The organism is Legionella saoudiensis (assembly GCF_001465875.1).
Taxonomy (GTDB): Bacteria; Pseudomonadota; Gammaproteobacteria; order Legionellales; family Legionellaceae; genus Legionella; species Legionella saoudiensis.
The window spans coordinates 16,979-35,503 of record NZ_LN901320.1; the positions used below are offsets into that span (position 1 = coordinate 16,979).

The following is an 18,525-nucleotide window of genomic DNA, read 5'->3' on the forward strand; positions in this document are numbered from 1 at the left end:
CAAGAGAATATCGGAGTGAAGTACAAATGGCTACTATTAATCAGTTAGTAAGAAAGCCTCGTGTGGACGTAAAGAAGAAAAGTAACGTACCTGCACTAGAGTCATGTCCACAGCGACGCGGTGTGTGTACACGCGTTTATACTACTACACCTAAAAAACCTAACTCAGCGATGCGTAAGGTTGCTCGTGTACGTTTAACTAATGGATTTGAAGTTTCATCATACATTGGTGGTGAAGGCCACAACCTCCAGGAGCACTCTGTTGTGCTAATCCGAGGTGGTCGTGTTAAAGACTTACCGGGTGTGCGTTATCACACAGTAAGAGGTAGTTTAGATACGTCAGGTGTTAACGATCGTAAGCAAGGTCGTTCTAAGTACGGTACCAAAAAACCTAAAGATAAAAAATAACTGATTGTAGGAAATCGAAATGCCTAGAAGAAGAGAAGTCCCCAAAAGAGAAATTTTGCCAGATCCTAAACATCACAGTGAACTGTTAGCAAAATTCATTAACGTATTAATGGTTAGCGGTAAAAAATCGACTGCTGAGAAAATTATTTATGGTGCACTTTCTGTTATGGAAGAGCGCATCAAGAAAATGAAAAAGTCAGATGAAGAAGGTGAATCAGGCTCAACAACTGCTACTGGTTCTAGCCCTGTTCTTCGCTACTTTGAAGATGCCTTAAACAACGTTCGCCCAAGTGTTGAAGTTCGTTCACGCCGTGTTGGTGGTGCTACTTACCAAGTTCCAGTTGAAGTAAGACACGATCGTAGCATAGCTTTAGGAATGCGCTGGATCGTTCAAGCTGCACGTACGCGCGGTGAAAAGGGTATGATGTTACGTTTGGCAGGGGAACTGTTAGATGCTTTTGAAAGCAAAGGCTCAGCAGTTAAGAAACGTGAAGATACTCATAAGATGGCAAAAGCTAACCAGGCGTTTGCGCATTTTAGATGGAACTAAGAGAGAGGTAATCCGTGTCTACTCCATTACAACTATATAGAAATATAGGTATTGCAGCACACGTTGATGCGGGTAAAACCACAACAACAGAGCGTGTTCTGTACTATACCGGTATGTCTCATAAGATTGGTGAAGTACATGACGGTGCTGCAACAACTGACTGGATGGTTCAGGAGCAGGAGCGCGGCATTACCATTACTTCAGCTGCTGTTACATGCTTTTGGTCTGGAATGGATAAACAATTTCAACCACATCGCATTAATATCATTGATACTCCAGGACACGTTGATTTCATGATTGAAGTTGAACGTTCCTTGCGTGTTCTTGATGGTGCTGTTGTAGTATTTGATTCAGTATCTGGAGTTGAACCTCAATCTGAAACTGTATGGCGTCAAGCGAATAAGTATGGTGTTCCTCGTATCGTATTCGTTAATAAAATGGATAGAATGGGCGCAAACTTTTTGCGCGTTGTTGACCAAATTCGCCAAAGATTAGGTTCTAACCCTGTGGTTCTTCAATTGCCAATAGGCGCTGAAGAAGACTTTAAAGGGGTTATTGACTTAATTAAAATGAAAGCAATTGAGTGGGATGATGAGACTAAAGGCATGACCTTTAACTACGTAGACATTCCTGCAAACATGCAAGCTCAATGCGAAGAGTATCGTGCATTAATCGTTGAAGCTGCAGCAGATGCAAGCGAAGAGTTAATGGAAAAGTATCTTGAAGGCGCAGAAATTTCTGAAACTGAGCTTAAAGAGGCTTTACGCCATTTAACTGTGAGCAATAAAATTGTTCCTGTTTTCTGCGGTTCAGCCTTTAAAAATAAAGGCGTTCAAGCGGTATTGGACGGAGTAATTGAATACTTGCCTTCACCAGTAGATGTTCCAGATGTTCAAGGTACTGATGAATATGGTGAGCCAACTACACGTGCAACTAAATATGATGCACCTTTTTCAGCTTTAGCATTTAAAATTGCGACTGACCCTTTTGTTGGCACATTAACATTTATCCGTGCTTATTCTGGTACGCTTAAAAGTGGCGATACGCTGTTCAACTCTGTTAAAGAAAAAAGAGAGCGTATTGGTCGAATAGTGCAAATGCATGCTAATGCTCGTGAAGAGATTAAAGAAGTAAGAGCTGGTGATATTGCCGCTGCGGTTGGTTTAAAAACAGTGACTACAGGTGATACTTTATGTGATCCAGATCATATTGTTATTCTGGAGCGTATGGATTTCCCTGATCCTGTAATTGCAGTAGCTGTTGAGCCAAGAACTAAAGCAGACCAAGAAAAAATGGGTGTTGCGCTTGGTAAATTAGCTCAAGAAGATCCTTCCTTCAGAGTTCATACTGACGAAGAGTCAGGTCAAACGATCATTGAAGGTATGGGTGAGTTACATCTTGAAATTATTGTTGACCGCATGAAGCGTGAGTTTAATGTGGAAGCAAATGTTGGTAAACCCCAAGTAGCTTATCGTGAAACGATAAAACAAGCTGTTGAGCAAGAAGGTAAATTCGTACGTCAATCTGGTGGCCGTGGTCAATTCGGACATGTATGGATTAAAATTGAGCCTCAAGAGCCTGGTAAGGGTTACGAATTTATCAATGAAATTGTTGGTGGTGTTATTCCAAAAGAATACATTCCAGCAGTTGATAAAGGAATTCAAGAGCAAATGCAAAACGGTGTTATTGCTGGCTATCCCGTCGTGGATGTTAAAGTGACACTGTTTGATGGCTCATTCCACGAGGTAGACTCTAGTGAAATGGCGTTCAAAATTGCTGGCTCTATGGGTTTCAAACAAGGTGCATTAAAAGCTAAGCCTGTTTTACTCGAACCAATAATGAGTGTTGAAGTAGTTACTCCTGAAGATTACATGGGAGATGTTATGGGTGACCTTAACAGACGCCGTGGTTTAGTTCAGGGTATGGAAGACTCACCAGCGGGTAAAATTGTTAGAGCTGAAGTACCACTTGCAGAGATGTTTGGTTATTCGACCGATTTACGTTCTGCTACCCAAGGAAGAGCAACATATACTATGGAATTTTCTAAGTATGCTGAGGCTCCAAATAACATTGCTGAAGCAATTATCAAGAAACAATAAAAGTTAACGAGGTTATTGAAATGGCGAAGGAAAAATTTGAACGTAAGAAGCCACACGTTAATGTGGGAACAATCGGTCACGTAGACCATGGTAAAACAACTTTGACTGCAGCTATTACGACAATTATGGCGAAAAAATTTGGCGGTACAGCTAAAGCATACGACCAAATTGATGCTGCGCCAGAAGAAAGAGAGCGTGGAATTACAATTTCTACAGCTCACGTAGAATATGAATCAGCTACAAGACACTATGCGCACGTAGACTGCCCAGGACATGCTGACTATGTTAAGAACATGATCACTGGTGCGGCACAAATGGACGGAGCGATCTTAGTAGTATCCGCAGCTGATGGCCCAATGCCACAAACTAGAGAACACATTCTATTGTCACGCCAAGTTGGTGTACCTTACATTGTTGTGTTCATGAACAAAGCAGACATGGTTGATGATCCTGAGCTGTTAGAATTAGTTGAAATGGAAGTGCGTGACCTGTTAAGCAGCTACGACTTCCCTGGCGATGATATTCCTATCGTTGTTGGTTCAGCGCTGAAAGCACTGGAAGGCGATGAGAGTGATATTGGTGTTAAAGCAATTGAAAAACTGGTTGATACAATGGATTCTTATATTCCTGAGCCAGTTCGTAACATTGATAAAGCATTCTTGTTACCAATCGAAGACGTATTCTCGATTTCTGGACGTGGTACAGTAGTAACTGGCCGTGTTGAGAGCGGAATTGTTAAAGTTGGTGAAGAGATTGAAATCGTTGGTATCCGCGATACAACCAAAACAACATGTACTGGAGTTGAAATGTTCCGTAAGTTGTTGGATGAAGGTCGTGCTGGAGACAACGTTGGTGTGTTATTACGTGGAACTAAGCGTGATGAAGTTGAGCGTGGACAAGTATTAGCGAAGCCAGGCACAATTAAGCCACACACTAAATTTGAAGCAGAAGTGTACGTATTATCAAAAGAAGAAGGCGGACGTCATACTCCATTCTTCAATGGTTACAGACCACAATTCTATTTCAGAACAACAGACGTAACAGGTACTTGTGACTTGCCATCTGGTGTAGAAATGGTAATGCCAGGCGATAACGTACAATTAGTAATTAACCTACATGCTCCTATTGCGATGGATGAAGGTTTACGTTTCGCAATTCGGGAAGGTGGCCGTACAGTAGGCGCCGGTGTTGTCGCTAAAATTATCGAGTAATTAGAATGAGTAACAATCAAAATATAAAAATTAGATTAAAATCCTTTGATCATCGGTTGATTGACTTATCAACTCGAGAAATCGTGGAGACAGCTAAGCGTACTGGTGCTCAAATCCGAGGACCAATACCCTTACCAATTCGTAAGGAAAAATTCACCGTATTGATTTCTCCGCATGTCAACAAAGATGCGCGAGATCAATATGAATTACGTACTCATAAACGCCTGGTCGTTATCGTTCATCCGACTGAAAAGACAGTAGATGCTTTGATGAAATTGGATCTGGCTGCTGGGGTTGATGTTCAGATAAGCCTTGATGACTAATTGTTAGGGTGAAGGATATTAAAGAGGTGTTACAATGATGATCGGTTTATTAGGCCGTAAAATCGGTATGACTCGGGTCTTCACACCAGAAGGGGTTTCAGTACCTGTTTCTGTTGTTGAAGTTCACCCTAATAGAGTTACTCAAATTAAAACCAATGACGTTGATGGCTACTCAGCTATTCAATTAACTGGTGGTTCTAAAAAGGCGAGTAAAGTAAATAAAGCTCAAACAGGCCATTTTGCTAAAGCTCAAGTTGAAGCTGGCGATATGCAAGTTGAGTTTAGAATCGACGCTGAAGATCAATTTACTTCAGGTCAAGTACTGTCTGTTGCTGATATTTTTACAGCAGGACAATTTGTAGACGTTTCAGGTACTTCTAAAGGTAAAGGTTTTGCCGGTACTGTTAAACGTTACAACTTCAGAACACAAGATGCTACTCATGGTAACTCTAGATCGCATCGTGTTCCTGGTTCTATTGGTCAAAACCAAACTCCAGGCCGCGTGTTCAAAGGTAAGAAAATGGCAGGCCATATGGGTAATGTTCGTTGTACAGTTCAAAGCCTTGAACTTGTGCGCGTAGATGCTGAAAGAAATCTTCTGTTAATCAAAGGCGCTATTCCTGGTGCTCCTGGTTCACGAGTAGAGATTAAGCCTGCAGCTAAAAAGCAAGCACGAGGTGAGTGATGGAAATTACTACTATAGATAAGAAAACAAAATTAAATCTGAACCAAGATGTTTTTGCGTACGCATACAATGAAGGTTTAATACACCAAGCTGTTGTAACCTACATGAATAATGCACGTAGTGGTAATAGCGCACAAAAAACTCGTTCAGAAGTTAGAGGCGGTGGTAAAAAGCCTTGGAACCAAAAAGGTACAGGTCGTGCACGTGCTGGTACGATTCGAAGCCCGATTTGGAGAAGCGGGGGGGTAACCTTCGCATCCAAAAAGCGAGATTATTCACAAAAAATTAATAAAAAAATGTACAAACGCGCATTACGTAGTATAATCTCCGAACTTTGTCGTACTGGGAACTTAGTTGTCGTTAGTGATTTTCAATGCGAAAGTAAAAAAACTAAAGACTTCGTTGCAAAAATGAACCAGTTGGACATTAACAACGCTCTAATTGTAATGAGTGAAGTTGGTGAGAATGAATACTTCGGGTCAAGAAATTTAATTGACTTCGATATCTGTGACGTTGCGACTTTAGATCCTGTTTCTTTGCTCAAATTTGAGAAAGTTGTTGTTACAGAAGCTGCAATTAAAAAAATTGAGGAACAGTTACAATGAATGCTGAAAGATTGTTGATGGTTCTCCGTGAACCACATACTTCTGAAAAAGCTACTGTTTTAGCCGACAAGCTAAAACAGTTCACTTTCAAAGTATTGAAAACCGCAACTAAGAATGAAATTAAAATGGCGGTAGAGCATGTATTTAACGTTAAAGTTAAAAATGTATCTGTTATCAACGTGAAGGGAAAATCAAAACGCTTCAAGCAAACTGCTGGTAAGCGTAGTGACTGGAAAAAAGCATTTGTAACTCTTCATGCTGATCAAGATATTGACTTTACAGCTACCGAATAAGGCAGATTAAGATGGCACTATTAAAATCTAAACCAACATCGCCCGGTAAACGTGGTGAATTGCGTGTGGTTCATAAAAACATCCATAAAGGACGTCCACATGCTGCTTTAATTGAGAAGCTAAAGAAAACTGGCGGACGTAACAACAATGGTAGAATCACTGTAAGACATATCGGTGGTGGCCAACGTAATCAATACCGTATAATTGATTTCAAGCGAAATAAAGATGGTATTGAAGGTCGTGTTGAGCGTATCGAATATGATCCAAACAGAACTGCTTTAATCGCTTTAATCGTTTATAAAGACGGTGAAAGACGTTATATTATTGCTCCAGCTAACTTGAATGTTGGTGATGTTATTGTAAGTGGTGCAGATGCTCCTATTAGCGTAGGTAACTGCTTACCGCTGAAAAACATGCCAGTTGGTAGTACAATTCACTGCGTTGAAATGAAACCAGGTAAAGGCGCGCAAATTTTAAGAAGCGCTGGTGCTAGTGGTCAGTTAGTTGCTAAAGAAGGTATTTACGCAACTTTAAGACTGCGTTCAGGTGAAATGCGTAAAATTCACGTATTATGCCGTGCAGTAATTGGTGAAGTAAGCAACAGTGAACATAGCTTACGTTCATTAGGTAAAGCAGGTGCTAAGCGTTGGAGAGGTATTCGTCCAACAGTACGTGGGGTTGCGATGAACCCAGTTGACCATCCACATGGTGGTGGTGAAGGCCGTACTTCTGGTGGACGTCACCCAGTATCTCCTTGGGGTGTACCTACTAAAGGTTATAAGACCAGAAGTAATAAGCGTACAGATGGCTTCATTGTCAGAAGACGTAAGAAGAAATAATTAGAGAGGATATCAAGTGGCTCGTTCTATAAGAAAAGGTCCATTTATTGACCAACATCTGATCAGCAAAGTAATGGCTGCAGTAAAAAGCAACTCTAAGAAACCAATTAAGACTTGGTCTCGCCGTTCAACAATCGTTCCTGAAATGATTGATTTAACAATTGCTGTTCATAACGGGAAAGAACATATTCCTGTATTTATCACAGACAATATGGTTGGTCATAAATTAGGTGAGTTTGCCATGACTCGTACATTCAAAGGCCACTCTGGTGACAGAAAGGCTAAAGGCAAGTAAGAGGATATGATGGAAGTTACAGCTAAGTTGAAAGGTGCTCCCTTATCCGCTCAGAAGGGCAGATTGGTAGCCGATATGATACGTAATATGAAAGTATCAAGTGCACTTGATGTCCTCAAGTTCACGCCCAAAAAAGGTGCTCAATTAATGCTTAAATTATTGGAGTCAGCACTTGCTAACGCTGAAAACAATAATGGAGCAGATATTGATGATCTAAAAGTAGGTATGGTCTGCGTTGATGAAGCGGCTACTTTAAAACGCATTAGTCCCAGAGCTAAAGGTCGTGCAAACAGAATTTGCAAACGCACCTGCCATATCACGATTAAAGTGTCTGACGAGGAATAGCAATGGGACAAAAAGTTAACCCTATAGGCATACGCCTTGGAATTATTAAAGATTGGAATTCTAAATGGTTTGCTGGTAAGCGATATGCTGAGTTCTTAATTCAGGATATTAACTTACGCGCTGAACTCAAGAAAAAGCTTATGGCTGCTGCTGTAAGTAAGATTCTAATCGAGCGTCCAGCTAATAATGCTGTAGTTACAATTCAAACTGCACGTCCTGGTGTTATCATCGGTAAAAAAGGCGGTGGTATTGAAACTTTGCGTAATGAAATTTCTGGTAAATTAGGTGTTCCTGTACATCTAAACATCGAAGAAATTAAAAAGCCTGAGCTGGATTCTACTTTAGTAGCAGAAAGCATTGCACAACAGTTAGAGCAGCGTGTTATGTTCCGTCGTGCTATGAAACGTGCTGTTACATCTGCACTTAAAGCAGGTGCTAAAGGTATTAAGATTTGCGTGAGTGGAAGATTAGGTGGTGCTGAAATCGCTCGTAGTGAATGGTATCGCGAAGGTCGTGTTCCATTACACACATTCAGAGCTGATATTGATTACGGTACAGCAGAATCTAAAACTACCTACGGTATTATTGGTGTAAAAGTCTGGATCTTTAAGGGCGAAGTTCTCCCACAAAAGAAAAGATCTACTGACAACGCCTAGTGATTGAGGATTAAGAATCATGTTACAACCAAAGCGTACAAAACACCGCAAGCAAATGAAAGGCCGTAACAGAGGTTTGGCCTTACGTGGTAGCAACATAAGTTTTGGTGAGTTCGGTATGAAGGCCCTGGAAAGAGGGCGTCTTACTGCTCGTCAAATCGAAGCTGCACGTCGTGCAATGACTCGTCATATTAAGCGTGGTGGTAAAATTTGGATTAGAGTATTCCCAGACAAGCCGATTACTCAAAAGCCTTTAGAAGTTCGTCAAGGTAAAGGTAAAGGTAGCGTTGAATATTGGGTTGCTCAAATACAACCTGGTAAGGTTTTATTTGAAATGGAAGGTGTATCTAGAGAGCTTGCGATGGAAGCTTTTGATCTAGCTAAAGCAAAACTTCCTTTCAAAGTTATGTTTGAAGAAAGGAAGGTGATGTAATGAAAACTGTTCAAGAGTTACGTAATTTGTCAGTTGAAGAATTGAATGACGAATTGCTCTCATTACGTAAAGAACAATTAAATTTACGAATGAAAAAGGCAAGTGGTTCACTAGATAAAACCCACCTTATTACTATGGTGCGTAAGTCAGTAGCCAAAGTTAAAACAATTTTGACTGAAAAGGCAGGTAAGTAATATGTCTACTAATGAATCAAACGCCAGAACAATGGTTGGAAAAGTAGTTAGCGACAAAATGGATAAAACTATAGTTGTGATGATTGAGCGTTCAGTAAAGCATCCTAAGTATGGCAAAATTATGAAGCGTAGATCCAAAGTGCATGCTCATGATGAAAATCAAGTATGTCAAATTGGAAATATTGTGAAGATCCGTGAGTCAAGACCACTCTCTAAAACAAAAAGCTGGGTATTAGTTGAAGTAATTTCTTAATCAACTTCGTTGATATACTTTTAAAACCCTAAAAGGCCTGATATAATCAGCAACCTTTTTCTGGTCTAAATCAGAGCTGGAGTAATAAAATGATCCAAATGCAGACTGTGCTCGAAGTGGCTGATAACAGCGGAGCACGTAAGGTAATGTGTATTAAGGTACTTGGTGGATCGCACAGACGCTACGCGCGTGTTGGTGATGTAATCAAAGTGAGTGTTAAAGACGCAATACCAAGAAGTAAAGTAAAAAAGGGTGCTGTAATGAAGGCTGTTGTTGTTAGAACAGCTCAAGGTGTGCGCAGAGATGACGGTTCGTTGATCCGTTTCGATGGCAACGCTGCAGTACTTTTAAACAACCAAAACGAGCCAATTGGTACTCGTATATTTGGCCCCGTTACTCGCGAGCTACGAGAGAGATTTATGAAAATAATATCTCTGGCTGCAGAAGTTTTGTGAGAAGGATTAGATATGAAACGTATTAAGACAGGCGACATAGTTATTATAATCGCCGGTAAAAGTAAAGGTCATGTAGGTAAAGTCCTACGAGTGGCAGAAGATCGTGTTGTTGTAGAAGGCGGAAACATGGTTATGAAGCATGTTAAAGCTAATCCACAAAAACCCGAAAATAAAGGCGGTATTGTGGCTACTGAAGCTGCACTACATGTATCAAATGTTGCTCATTATAATCCTAACACTAAGAAAGCTGATAAAGTTGGCTTTAAATTTATTGAAAGCAACGGCATCAGTACTAAGGTTAGATACTTTAAATCTGACAATGAAATAATTGACCGTGTTTAACTAGGGGATTGAAATGACAAGACTTAATGATTTTTATAAAAAAGAAATCATCCCTATGATGATGAAGCGGTTTAATTATTCCAGTGTTATGGAAGTTCCAAAGCTTGTTAAAATCACCTTAAATATGGGTGTTGGCGAAGCTGTTGGTGATAAAAAAGTAATGAACCACGCAATCGAAGACATGACTTTAATTGCTGGACAAAAGCCTGTTGTTACTAAAGCTAGAAAATCTATAGCTGGTTTCAAAATCAGAGAAGGTTGGCCGATCGGATGCAAAGTTACGCTTCGTCGTCAACATATGTATGAGTTTTTAGATCGTTTAGTTTCTATTACTCTACCTCGTGTAAGAGATTTTCGTGGCCTAAATCCTAAGTCTTTTGATGGTACTGGTAACTACAGTATGGGATTAAATGAGCAAATCGTATTCCCTGAAATTGATTACGATAAAACAGATGGCATTCGTGGGTTAGATATTTGTATCACCACAACTGCTAAAACAAACGAAGAAGCTAAAGCTTTATTAGAAGCGTTTAATCTTCCATTGAAAGATAGAGACAAAAAATAGAAGGGTGATATTGTGGCTAAGAAATCAATGCTTATGCGAGAGTTAAAGCGTGCCAAGCTTGTAAACAAATACAGCCAGCGCAGAAACGAATTGAAAATCCTGATCAAATCATCTGATGATTTTCAGGTGATTATGGATAGTCAGGCGAAATTAGCAAAATTACCTGTTAATTCTAACCCTGTTCGCCATAAAAAAAGATGTCAATCATGTGGTCGTCCACATGGGGTATATCGTAAGTTCGGTCTTTGCAGAATTTGTTTAAGACAGCAATTAATGGTTGGCAACGTACCAGGCGGCAGAAAGTCCAGTTGGTAAATTTTTTGGAGAACGATTGTGAGTATGCATGATCCTGTTGCTGATATGCTGACCAGAATTAGAAATGGTCAACAGGCTAGACATCAGCAAGTAACATTAACTTCTTCTCGATTGAAAGAAGAAATTGCTCGTGTTTTGAAAGAAGAAGGTTATATTCAAGATTTCTTTGTAGAAGCACTAGAGAACAATCTTAAAATAATGACGATTAAACTGAAGTATTACCATGGTAAGCCAGTTATCGAACTTATTAAAAGAATCAGTAGACCCGGATTACGAGTATATAAATCTTATAAAGATCTAACTTCGATTCCTGGATTTGGCGTGGCAATATTATCCACATCTAAAGGCATAATGACTCATGTATCTGCGAAGCTGAAAGGCGTTGGTGGCGAAGTCATTTGTGAAGTGGCTTAATACTTGAGGGGAATGATATGTCTAGAGTAGCAAAAGCCCCTGTAGCACAACCAGCTGGTGTTGAAGTAACAATTACCGCTGGTGAAGTTACGGTAAAAGGGCCAAAAGGCTCACTAACACAAAAAATTAATAAGTTAGTGAAAATTACTAAAAATGAAGATAACCATATCGAGTTTGCACCAGCAGCAAATGATCCTAAAGCATGGGCACAAGCTGGTACTGCTAGAGCCTTAGTAAATAATATGGTTCACGGTGTTACGCAAGGTTTTGTCGTAACTCTGGAATTAGTAGGTGTAGGTTACAGAGCGCAAGCTAAAGATAAGTCTATTACTTTATCTCTAGGCTTTTCTCACCCTATTGAGTATGAATTACCTGCAGGTGTTTCAGCTGAGACTCCTAGTAATACAGTTATTTTACTTAAAGGTGTTGATAAGCAAATTCTCGGACAGGTTGCTTCTGAAATTAGAGCATTTAGACCACCAGAGCCATATAAAGGTAAAGGTGTTAAATATGCCGGTGAGCAAATTGCTCGTAAAGAAGCGAAGAAGAAATAGGGTCTAAGTTATGAATAAGCAGAACTCACGCACAAGACGTGGTTTAAAAACAAAAGCCCTGATCCGTAAGTCAGGCAGAGCACGTTTAGTTGTACATAGAAGTGGTGTGCATATCTATTCCCAAATTATCCAAGCTGATAAGCAAGGCGATAGAGTGTTGGCATCTTGTTCAACTGTCGATAAAGAATTAAGAGCCAGTTTGACCGGCAAATGCAAAGTAGAGCAAGCAGGCTTAGTAGGTAAGTTACTTGGCAAGCGTGCTAGCGAAAAAGGTGTTACTCAGGTTGCATTTGATCGTGCTGGTTACAAGTATCATGGCCGAGTGAAAGCCCTTGCAGAAGGTGCTCGCGAAGCTGGGTTAGATTTTTAAGGAACGATTATGGCATTCGAAGAATCACCAAAATCAGATGGTTATACAGAGAAGCTAGTCGCGGTAAACCGTACAGCAAAAGTTGTTAAAGGTGGACGCGTATTTGGCTTTGCAGTTCTCGTTGTTGTTGGCGACGGAAAAGGTAGAGTAGGCTTTGGCCGTGGTAAAGCTCGTGAAGTACCTATTGCAATTCAAAAAGCAATGGAGCAAGCCAAGAAAAATATGGTCTACATTCCACTTTCTGGTTCAACTATTTTCCACGAAATTACCTGGAGCTATGGTGCTTCTAAAGTATTCATGAAGCCAGCTAGCGAGGGTACTGGAATTATTGCTGGTGGTGCAATGCGTGCGGTGCTGGAAGTTCTCGGCGTGCAAAATATATTAGCTAAGAGCATTGGTTCTACTAATCCAAGCAATATTGTACGTGCAACAATCGGTGCTTTAATGAACATCGGTACTCCAGATTACGTTGCGGCCAAGCGTGGTAAAACTGTTGAAGAAGTTATGGCGGGCTAATTATGGAAAAGAAACTTAAAATTACTTTGGTTAAAAGTACAATAGGTAGAAAACCAAAGCATATTTCGATTGTAAAGCAATTGGGTTTAGGTAAAACTAACTCATGTGTGTTTCATAATGATACTCCAGCAATTCGTGGCCTTATTAATATGGTCGATTACTTATTGCTCGTTGAGGAGAGTGTGTAATGAATTTAAATTCACTATCACCAGATCCAGGTTCTCGACGTCCTAAAAAACGTCTAGGCCGTGGTATTGGATCAGGACTAGGTAAAACTAGTGGTAAAGGTCACAAGGGTCAAAAAGCTAGAGCAGGCGGATTTCATAAAATTAACTTTGAAGGCGGTCAAATGCCAATTCAAAGACGTTTGCCAAAAATGGGCTTTAAATCTCGTGTTGGCAGAACAGTTGATCAAGTATGTTTAAGTGAACTTGAAAAGTTAACCGCTGATGTAATTGACTTAGAAGTCTTACGTAAAGAGGGACTGATTAATAGTTCAATTAAAGATGTAAAGGTTATTTTATCCGGTGAATTAACTAAAGCCATCAAACTGAAAGGTTTAAGGGTCACTAAAGGCGCTCGTTCAGCCATTGAAGGTCTAGGTGGCAGCATAGAAGAGTGACTATGAAAAACCAAAAACATAATGGTAGCCAATCTCGTGGTGGATTGGCTGAACTTAAATCAAGATTAATGTTTGTTATTCTTGGAATATTAGTTTATCGTTTAGGCGCCCACATTCCAGTTCCTGGTTTGGATCCGGCTCGTTTAGCTAATTTCTTTAATGAGCAACAAAATACAATCTTTGGCTTGTTTAATATGTTTTCTGGTGGCGCTTTATCGCGTGTAACCGTATTTGCTATCGGTATTATGCCGTACATTTCCGCCTCCATTATTATTCAACTTTTTTCTGTAGTTTCACCTAAGCTGGAACAATTAAAGAAAGAAGGTGAGTCTGGACGTAGAAAGATAAATCAATACACACGATATTTAACTTTGGTACTGTCTATATTCCAGTCCTTAGGTATGGCGCGGTGGTTAGCAGGGCAGCAAATTGCATTACAACCTGATGCTTCATTTTATTTTACAGCAGTAGTTACTTTGGTCACAGGTACCATGTTCTTAATGTGGTTAGGTGAGCAAATTACAGAGAAGGGTGTTGGTAACGGTATCTCTTTGATTATTTTCTCAGGGATTGTTTCCAGTATGCCCACGGCAATAGCTTCTGTTCTTCAACAAGTAAAAGAAGGGCAAATGCAGGCTCTGACCTTAATTGTTGTTGCTGTAATTGTAGTTGTCGTAACAGGCTTTGTGGTGTTCATGGAACGAGCTCAAAGACGAATTAGAGTTAACTATGCACAAAGGACGCAAGGTAGAAAGGTATATGCGGCTCAAACAAGCCATTTACCATTAAAGATAAATATGTCTGGTGTAATTCCTCCAATTTTTGCATCTAGCATTATCTTACTACCAGCAACACTAGCTCAGTTCTTTTCCCATACCAAAGGTTTGGGATGGTTATCTGATGTTGGGATGGCTTTATCACCCGGCCAGCCTTTGTACTTAATTGTTTATGCAATTGCTATTTTGTTTTTTGCGTTCTTTTATGCAGCTCTTGTTTTTAACCCCAAAGATACTGCAGAAAACCTAAAGAAATCTGGTGCTTATATCCCAGGAATTAGACCCGGTGAGCAAACAACTAAATACATCGATTCAGTGATGACTCGTTTGACCTTAATCGGTGCCATCTATTTAGTTTTAGTGTGTTTGTTGCCTCAGATTTTAATGTATACGTGGCATGTCCCTTTTTATTTTGGAGGAACATCCTTGCTGATTATCGTAGTTGTTATTATGGATTTTGTAGCACAAATACAAGCCCACTTAATGACACAGCAATATGATTCTTTAATGAAAAAGGCTAATTTTAAAGGTACTAAGTTACCTGGTCTACTATGATTTTTATCGGAGTTTGGAATGAAAGTAAGAGCATCTGTAAAGCGCATTTGTCGCAATTGCAAAATTATTAAAAGAAGTGGCATTATACGAGTAATTTGTAAAGATGCCCGACATAAGCAAAAGCAGGGTTAAGAACTGCTTGATTTATTTTTATAAAAATAGTATTCTTCTGTCCCTTTCGACAGAACAAAATAACGTTCGGAGAAGTTAATGGCTCGTATTGCAGGAGTAAACATACCTGATCACAAGCATGTTGTGATTGCTTTAACAGCTATATATGGTATCGGTAAAACTACATCCTTAAAATTATGTTCCACAGTAGGTATCGAACCTTCAACTAAAGTTTCACAGTTATCAGATGCTCAGTTAGAGTCTTTGAGAACTGAAATCGCTAAAATTACTGTAGAAGGTGATTTGCGCCGTGTTGTGACAATGAACATTAAGCGCCTTATGGATCTTGGATGTTATCGTGGGTTAAGACATAGAAGAGGCTTGCCCTTGCGAGGACAACGTACGAAAACTAATGCTCGTACTCGAAAAGGTCGCAGAAAAGGCACTACTAATTGATTTTTCATGTAGGAAAGTAAGATGGCAATAACTAAGTCAAAGCAACAGAAAGTACGTAAAAAGGCAAAGCGTGTCGTTTCTGACGGTATCGTTCACATTCATGCGTCTTTTAACAATACAATTGTTACCTTTACTGATCGACAAGGTAATGCATTAAGTTGGGCAACAGCAGGTGGTTCTGGCTTTAGAGGCTCAAGAAAGAGTACACCTTATGCTGCGAAAGTCGCAACTGAGCGTGCTGCTGCTGCTGCAAAAGAATATGGTATAAAATCTGTGGCTGTATTTGTACGCGGCCCTGGTCCTGGTAGAGAATCCACTATTCGTGAAATTATAGATCAGGACATTAAAATCGTTGAAATAACCGATGTTACTGGTATCCCTCATAACGGGTGTAAGCCACCTAAAAAACGTCGTGTATAAGACTTAGGAGTAATTTAATGGCTAGATATCTTGGTCCAAAATGTAAATTATCACGTCGTGAAGGTTGTGATTTATTACTGAAAAGTGGCGTTCGTGATCATAAGTCCAAATGTAAATCTGAAAAATTACCAGGACAACATGGTGATAAGAAGCCACGTTTAAGTGGTTATGGAATTCAGCTTAGAGAAAAGCAAAAAATTAGAAGACTGTATGGTGTTCTTGAGAAGCAATTCCGTGGTTATTATAAAATGGCCGCGCGCATGAAAGGTGCAACAGGTGAAAATCTGATGAGCCTGCTTGAACGTCGTCTGGATAATGTTGTTTATCGTATGGGTTTTGCGACCACACGTGCTGAAGCAAGACAATTAGTTACGCATAAAGCGATATTAGTTAATGATCAAATTGTTAACGTACCGTCTTTTTTAGTTAAGCCTGGAGATGTGATTACTGTTCGCCAAAAAGCAAAAGGTCAAGCACGTATTCAAGCGGCTTTAGCTTTGTCTGAACAACGAGCTCCATGCGATTGGATTACTGTAGATTCTTCTGCGTTTAAAGGAACTTTCTCTACAGCACCAACGTTAACTGACTTATCTTCAGACTACAACGTAAACCTTGTTGTAGAACTTTACTCTAAGTAAGCTCGGAGAAATAGCTGAATGTATACTGAAATCAATGAAATGCTGACACCTAATGTTCTTAAGGTTCAGGCTGAATCGCCTTATAAAGCTAAAATAGTTTTAGAGCCTTTGGAGCGTGGCTTTGGTCATACCCTCGGCAATGCTTTGAGACGTATATTACTATCATCTATGCCTGGAAGCGCAATCACTGAGGCTTCAATAGAAGGTGTTCTTCATGAATACAGTACTATTGAAGGTGTTCAGGAAGATGTTGTTGATCTACTGCTTAACCTTAAACTGGTTGCAATTAAATTAACAACAGGTGAAGAGGCTATAGTAACTCTTAATAAGCAAGGCCCCTGCCAAGTTACTGCAGGTGATATTCAACTGACTCATGGCGTTGAAGTTGTTAACCCTGAGCTTGTCATTGCTAATTTGAACGAAAAGGGCAAATTAAACATGACATTGAAAGTTGAAAGAGGAATTGGATTCCATAGTACTGATTCCTTCATTAGACATTTTGATGATGAAGTGGAAAGAAAATCTGTTGGTAAACTTAAAATTGACAATAGTTTCTCACCTGTTAAGAAAGTTGCTTACTATGTTGATAGCGCGCGTGTTGAAAACCGCACCGACTTAGATAAGCTAACTATTGAATTAGAAACTAATGGTACAATTGATGCTGAAGAATCTATTCGTATTTCTGCTAGCATCCTTCAGAGACAACTTCATGCATTCGTTGATATGAAGTTTGAAGAGTCTCGCTCTGACAATAAAGAACGCAATGATTTTGATCCGATTCTATTACGTTCTGTAGATGATTTAGAGTTAACTGTTCGTTCTGCTAACTGTTTAAAAGCAGAAAATATTCATTATATTGGCGATTTAGTACAACGTACTGAAAATGAATTATTAAAGACTCCTAATCTAGGTAAGAAATCTTTAACTGAAATTAAGGACGTTTTAGCTTCACGTTCATTATCGCTGGGTATGAAACTTGAGAATTGGCCGCCAGCAAGTCTTGGCGAGTAATGTTTAGGAGTTTTTGTTATGCGTCATCGTAATTCTGGCCGTAATTTTGGCCGTACAAGTAGTCATCGTAAGGCGATGTTCTCAAATATGTGTAATTCTTTAATTGAGCATGAGATTATTAAAACAACTCTGCCTAAAGCTAAAGATTTACGACGTTATATTGAGCCTTTAATTACTGTAAGTAAAGTTGACTCAGTAGCTACCCGTCGTCACGCTTTTGATATTTTGAGATCAAAATCTGCGGTTGGTAAATTATTCACTGACTTAGGTCCTCGTTTTGAAAAGCGTCCTGGTGGTTATGTTCGCATTATCAAATGTGGATTTAGAGATGGTGATAACGCACCTATGGCAATTGTTGAGCTGTTAGACAGACCAGTTGCTGATGCTGAGTAATTATTGAAATGTCATTTATTGATGTTTTATAAAAGCCCGCTTTAAGCGGGTTTTTTATTTGGTTAGCCCAAAGCAATAATATTGTATGAGTGTTGCGCCTTACAATAAATGTAGGCAGGACTGCTAAGCCTAGCATCTGCACGGCGCGAGCTATATTTGCTGAGCTTAGAGGCGGCCTATGTATAAGTTTAGAGTAGTTGTTTGCATTAGCATCAATAGCTAAATGCACTGTTTAAAGGAAACCTGGTTGCAAACAACCAGGTTACAGCATTTTAGAAAGGGACATCATCATCAAACTGGTCAAAGGCATCATGCGGCACTTGATTTGACTGGGGAGCTGCCTGGCGGTTAGTACTTGCCTGTGGCGCTGGTGCATATTGTTGTGTTTGCGGCATATCCTCATAACCACCGGCACTGCCCCCTTTGCTATCCAGCATTTGGATGTCATTGGCAATGATTTCGGTGGTATAGCGATCTTGGCCTTGTTGATCTTGCCATTTTCTCGTTCTTAAACTGCCTTCAATGTAAAGCTTGGAGCCTTTACGAACATATTCACCAGCGATTTCGCCAAGACGATTAAAGCAAACGACACGGTGCCATTCGGTACGATCTTGCTTTTCACCGGTATTTTTATCTTTCCATGTTTCACTGGTTGCAATTGAAAGAGTAGTTACTGCATTACCATTAGGTAGGTAACGAACATCCGGGTCAACACCAACGTTGCCAATCAAGATGACCTTATTTATCCCGCGAGCCATTTGTTATCTCCTGTATGCGAAAGTTAGGCAGAGAGTATACCTTAATTTATATCACTAGTGCATAGT

Annotated in this window: 33 protein-coding genes; 32 read left to right on the top strand and 1 reads right to left on the bottom strand. The window is 39.8% G+C overall.

Going from position 1 to position 18,525, the window contains the following annotated elements:
• Positions 1-26: 26 nt before the first annotated feature.
• From rpsL to rplQ, 32 genes are all read left to right on the top strand, one after another.
• A complete protein-coding gene (gene rpsL / locus BN3124_RS00990; RefSeq protein WP_010654837.1) occupies positions 27-407 on the top strand; it encodes a 30S ribosomal protein S12 in 381 nt (126 codons plus the stop codon).
• Positions 408-426: 19 nt separating this feature from the next.
• Positions 427-957, top strand: coding sequence for a 30S ribosomal protein S7 (gene rpsG / locus BN3124_RS00995; RefSeq protein ID WP_058532999.1), 531 nt, complete (start codon positions 427-429; stop codon positions 955-957).
• Between the two features lie 14 nt (positions 958-971).
• The gene (gene fusA, locus BN3124_RS01000) at positions 972-3,056 is read left to right on the top strand and encodes an elongation factor G (protein WP_058533000.1); all 2,085 of its coding nucleotides are present in this window, start codon (positions 972-974) and stop codon (positions 3,054-3,056) included.
• A gap of 20 nt (positions 3,057-3,076) precedes the next feature.
• Positions 3,077-4,267: an elongation factor Tu gene (gene tuf, locus BN3124_RS01005; RefSeq protein ID WP_058532993.1), complete on the top strand. Its 1,191-nt coding sequence runs from the start codon at positions 3,077-3,079 to the stop codon at positions 4,265-4,267.
• A 5-nt stretch (positions 4,268-4,272) separates the two neighbouring features.
• A complete protein-coding gene (gene rpsJ / locus BN3124_RS01010; protein ID WP_058533001.1) occupies positions 4,273-4,590 on the top strand; it encodes a 30S ribosomal protein S10 in 318 nt (105 codons plus the stop codon).
• Positions 4,591-4,624: 34 nt separating this feature from the next.
• Entirely contained in the window at positions 4,625-5,275 is a 651-nt protein-coding gene (rplC, locus tag BN3124_RS01015) for a 50S ribosomal protein L3 (protein WP_058533002.1), read from the top strand.
• A complete protein-coding gene (gene rplD, locus BN3124_RS01020; protein ID WP_058533003.1) occupies positions 5,275-5,880 on the top strand; it encodes a 50S ribosomal protein L4 in 606 nt (201 codons plus the stop codon). Before rplC ends, rplD begins: the two co-directional genes overlap by 1 nt.
• A complete protein-coding gene (rplW, locus tag BN3124_RS01025; RefSeq protein WP_058533004.1) occupies positions 5,877-6,173 on the top strand; it encodes a 50S ribosomal protein L23 in 297 nt (98 codons plus the stop codon). Before rplD ends, rplW begins: the two co-directional genes overlap by 4 nt.
• Before the next feature lie 11 nt (positions 6,174-6,184).
• Positions 6,185-7,012: a 50S ribosomal protein L2 gene (gene rplB, locus BN3124_RS01030; protein WP_058533005.1), complete on the top strand. Its 828-nt coding sequence runs from the start codon at positions 6,185-6,187 to the stop codon at positions 7,010-7,012.
• A 16-nt stretch (positions 7,013-7,028) separates the two neighbouring features.
• Entirely contained in the window at positions 7,029-7,307 is a 279-nt protein-coding gene (gene rpsS, locus BN3124_RS01035; protein ID WP_058533006.1) for a 30S ribosomal protein S19, read from the top strand.
• 9 nt (positions 7,308-7,316) lie between these two features.
• A complete protein-coding gene (rplV, locus tag BN3124_RS01040) occupies positions 7,317-7,652 on the top strand; it encodes a 50S ribosomal protein L22 (protein ID WP_058533007.1) in 336 nt (111 codons plus the stop codon).
• A 2-nt stretch (positions 7,653-7,654) separates the two neighbouring features.
• The gene (rpsC, locus tag BN3124_RS01045) at positions 7,655-8,308 is read left to right on the top strand and encodes a 30S ribosomal protein S3 (protein ID WP_058533008.1); all 654 of its coding nucleotides are present in this window, start codon (positions 7,655-7,657) and stop codon (positions 8,306-8,308) included.
• 19 nt (positions 8,309-8,327) lie between these two features.
• A complete protein-coding gene (rplP, locus tag BN3124_RS01050; RefSeq protein ID WP_058533009.1) occupies positions 8,328-8,741 on the top strand; it encodes a 50S ribosomal protein L16 in 414 nt (137 codons plus the stop codon).
• On the top strand, positions 8,741-8,935 hold the full coding sequence (gene rpmC / locus BN3124_RS01055; protein WP_058533010.1) for a 50S ribosomal protein L29: 195 nt from the start codon (positions 8,741-8,743) through the stop codon (positions 8,933-8,935). Before rplP ends, rpmC begins: the two co-directional genes overlap by 1 nt.
• Before the next feature lies 1 nt (position 8,936).
• Entirely contained in the window at positions 8,937-9,188 is a 252-nt protein-coding gene (gene rpsQ / locus BN3124_RS01060; RefSeq protein ID WP_058533011.1) for a 30S ribosomal protein S17, read from the top strand.
• A gap of 89 nt (positions 9,189-9,277) precedes the next feature.
• On the top strand, positions 9,278-9,643 hold the full coding sequence (rplN, locus tag BN3124_RS01065; protein ID WP_058533012.1) for a 50S ribosomal protein L14: 366 nt from the start codon (positions 9,278-9,280) through the stop codon (positions 9,641-9,643).
• A gap of 12 nt (positions 9,644-9,655) precedes the next feature.
• Positions 9,656-9,985: a 50S ribosomal protein L24 gene (rplX, locus tag BN3124_RS01070; RefSeq protein ID WP_058533013.1), complete on the top strand. Its 330-nt coding sequence runs from the start codon at positions 9,656-9,658 to the stop codon at positions 9,983-9,985.
• Between the two features lie 13 nt (positions 9,986-9,998).
• Positions 9,999-10,550 (top strand): 50S ribosomal protein L5, encoded by a 552-nt coding sequence (rplE, locus tag BN3124_RS01075; RefSeq protein WP_058533014.1) that lies wholly within the window; start codon positions 9,999-10,001, stop codon positions 10,548-10,550.
• 12 nt (positions 10,551-10,562) lie between these two features.
• Positions 10,563-10,865, top strand: coding sequence for a 30S ribosomal protein S14 (gene rpsN / locus BN3124_RS01080; RefSeq protein WP_058533015.1), 303 nt, complete (start codon positions 10,563-10,565; stop codon positions 10,863-10,865).
• A gap of 24 nt (positions 10,866-10,889) precedes the next feature.
• The gene (rpsH, locus tag BN3124_RS01085) at positions 10,890-11,279 is read left to right on the top strand and encodes a 30S ribosomal protein S8 (protein ID WP_428410730.1); all 390 of its coding nucleotides are present in this window, start codon (positions 10,890-10,892) and stop codon (positions 11,277-11,279) included.
• 17 nt (positions 11,280-11,296) lie between these two features.
• The gene (rplF, locus tag BN3124_RS01090; RefSeq protein WP_058533017.1) at positions 11,297-11,833 is read left to right on the top strand and encodes a 50S ribosomal protein L6; all 537 of its coding nucleotides are present in this window, start codon (positions 11,297-11,299) and stop codon (positions 11,831-11,833) included.
• Positions 11,834-11,843: 10 nt separating this feature from the next.
• Entirely contained in the window at positions 11,844-12,203 is a 360-nt protein-coding gene (gene rplR / locus BN3124_RS01095; RefSeq protein WP_058533018.1) for a 50S ribosomal protein L18, read from the top strand.
• A 9-nt stretch (positions 12,204-12,212) separates the two neighbouring features.
• On the top strand, positions 12,213-12,719 hold the full coding sequence (gene rpsE, locus BN3124_RS01100; RefSeq protein WP_058533019.1) for a 30S ribosomal protein S5: 507 nt from the start codon (positions 12,213-12,215) through the stop codon (positions 12,717-12,719).
• 2 nt (positions 12,720-12,721) lie between these two features.
• Positions 12,722-12,907, top strand: coding sequence for a 50S ribosomal protein L30 (gene rpmD / locus BN3124_RS01105; protein ID WP_058533020.1), 186 nt, complete (start codon positions 12,722-12,724; stop codon positions 12,905-12,907).
• Positions 12,907-13,341, top strand: coding sequence for a 50S ribosomal protein L15 (gene rplO / locus BN3124_RS01110; RefSeq protein ID WP_058533021.1), 435 nt, complete (start codon positions 12,907-12,909; stop codon positions 13,339-13,341). Before rpmD ends, rplO begins: the two co-directional genes overlap by 1 nt.
• A gap of 2 nt (positions 13,342-13,343) precedes the next feature.
• The gene (gene secY / locus BN3124_RS01115; RefSeq protein WP_058533022.1) at positions 13,344-14,672 is read left to right on the top strand and encodes a preprotein translocase subunit SecY; all 1,329 of its coding nucleotides are present in this window, start codon (positions 13,344-13,346) and stop codon (positions 14,670-14,672) included.
• Positions 14,673-14,690: 18 nt separating this feature from the next.
• Positions 14,691-14,804, top strand: coding sequence for a 50S ribosomal protein L36 (gene rpmJ, locus BN3124_RS16600; RefSeq protein ID WP_078061441.1), 114 nt, complete (start codon positions 14,691-14,693; stop codon positions 14,802-14,804).
• 78 nt (positions 14,805-14,882) lie between these two features.
• Positions 14,883-15,239 carry a 30S ribosomal protein S13 gene (gene rpsM / locus BN3124_RS01120; RefSeq protein WP_058533023.1) on the top strand — a complete coding sequence of 119 codons (357 nt, stop codon included), beginning with the start codon at positions 14,883-14,885 and terminating at the stop codon, positions 15,237-15,239.
• A gap of 21 nt (positions 15,240-15,260) precedes the next feature.
• Positions 15,261-15,659, top strand: coding sequence for a 30S ribosomal protein S11 (rpsK, locus tag BN3124_RS01125; protein WP_058533024.1), 399 nt, complete (start codon positions 15,261-15,263; stop codon positions 15,657-15,659).
• Positions 15,660-15,676: 17 nt separating this feature from the next.
• Entirely contained in the window at positions 15,677-16,297 is a 621-nt protein-coding gene (rpsD, locus tag BN3124_RS01130) for a 30S ribosomal protein S4 (RefSeq protein WP_058533025.1), read from the top strand.
• A gap of 18 nt (positions 16,298-16,315) precedes the next feature.
• Positions 16,316-17,308: a DNA-directed RNA polymerase subunit alpha gene (locus tag BN3124_RS01135; RefSeq protein WP_058533026.1), complete on the top strand. Its 993-nt coding sequence runs from the start codon at positions 16,316-16,318 to the stop codon at positions 17,306-17,308.
• 18 nt (positions 17,309-17,326) lie between these two features.
• Positions 17,327-17,701: a 50S ribosomal protein L17 gene (rplQ, locus tag BN3124_RS01140; protein WP_058533027.1), complete on the top strand. Its 375-nt coding sequence runs from the start codon at positions 17,327-17,329 to the stop codon at positions 17,699-17,701.
• Between the two features lie 272 nt (positions 17,702-17,973).
• On the opposite strand, the gene ssb is transcribed toward rplQ, so the two are convergent.
• On the bottom strand, positions 17,974-18,459 hold the full coding sequence (ssb, locus tag BN3124_RS01145; RefSeq protein WP_058533028.1) for a single-stranded DNA-binding protein: 486 nt from the start codon (positions 18,457-18,459) through the stop codon (positions 17,974-17,976).
• Positions 18,460-18,525 lie beyond the last annotated feature (66 nt).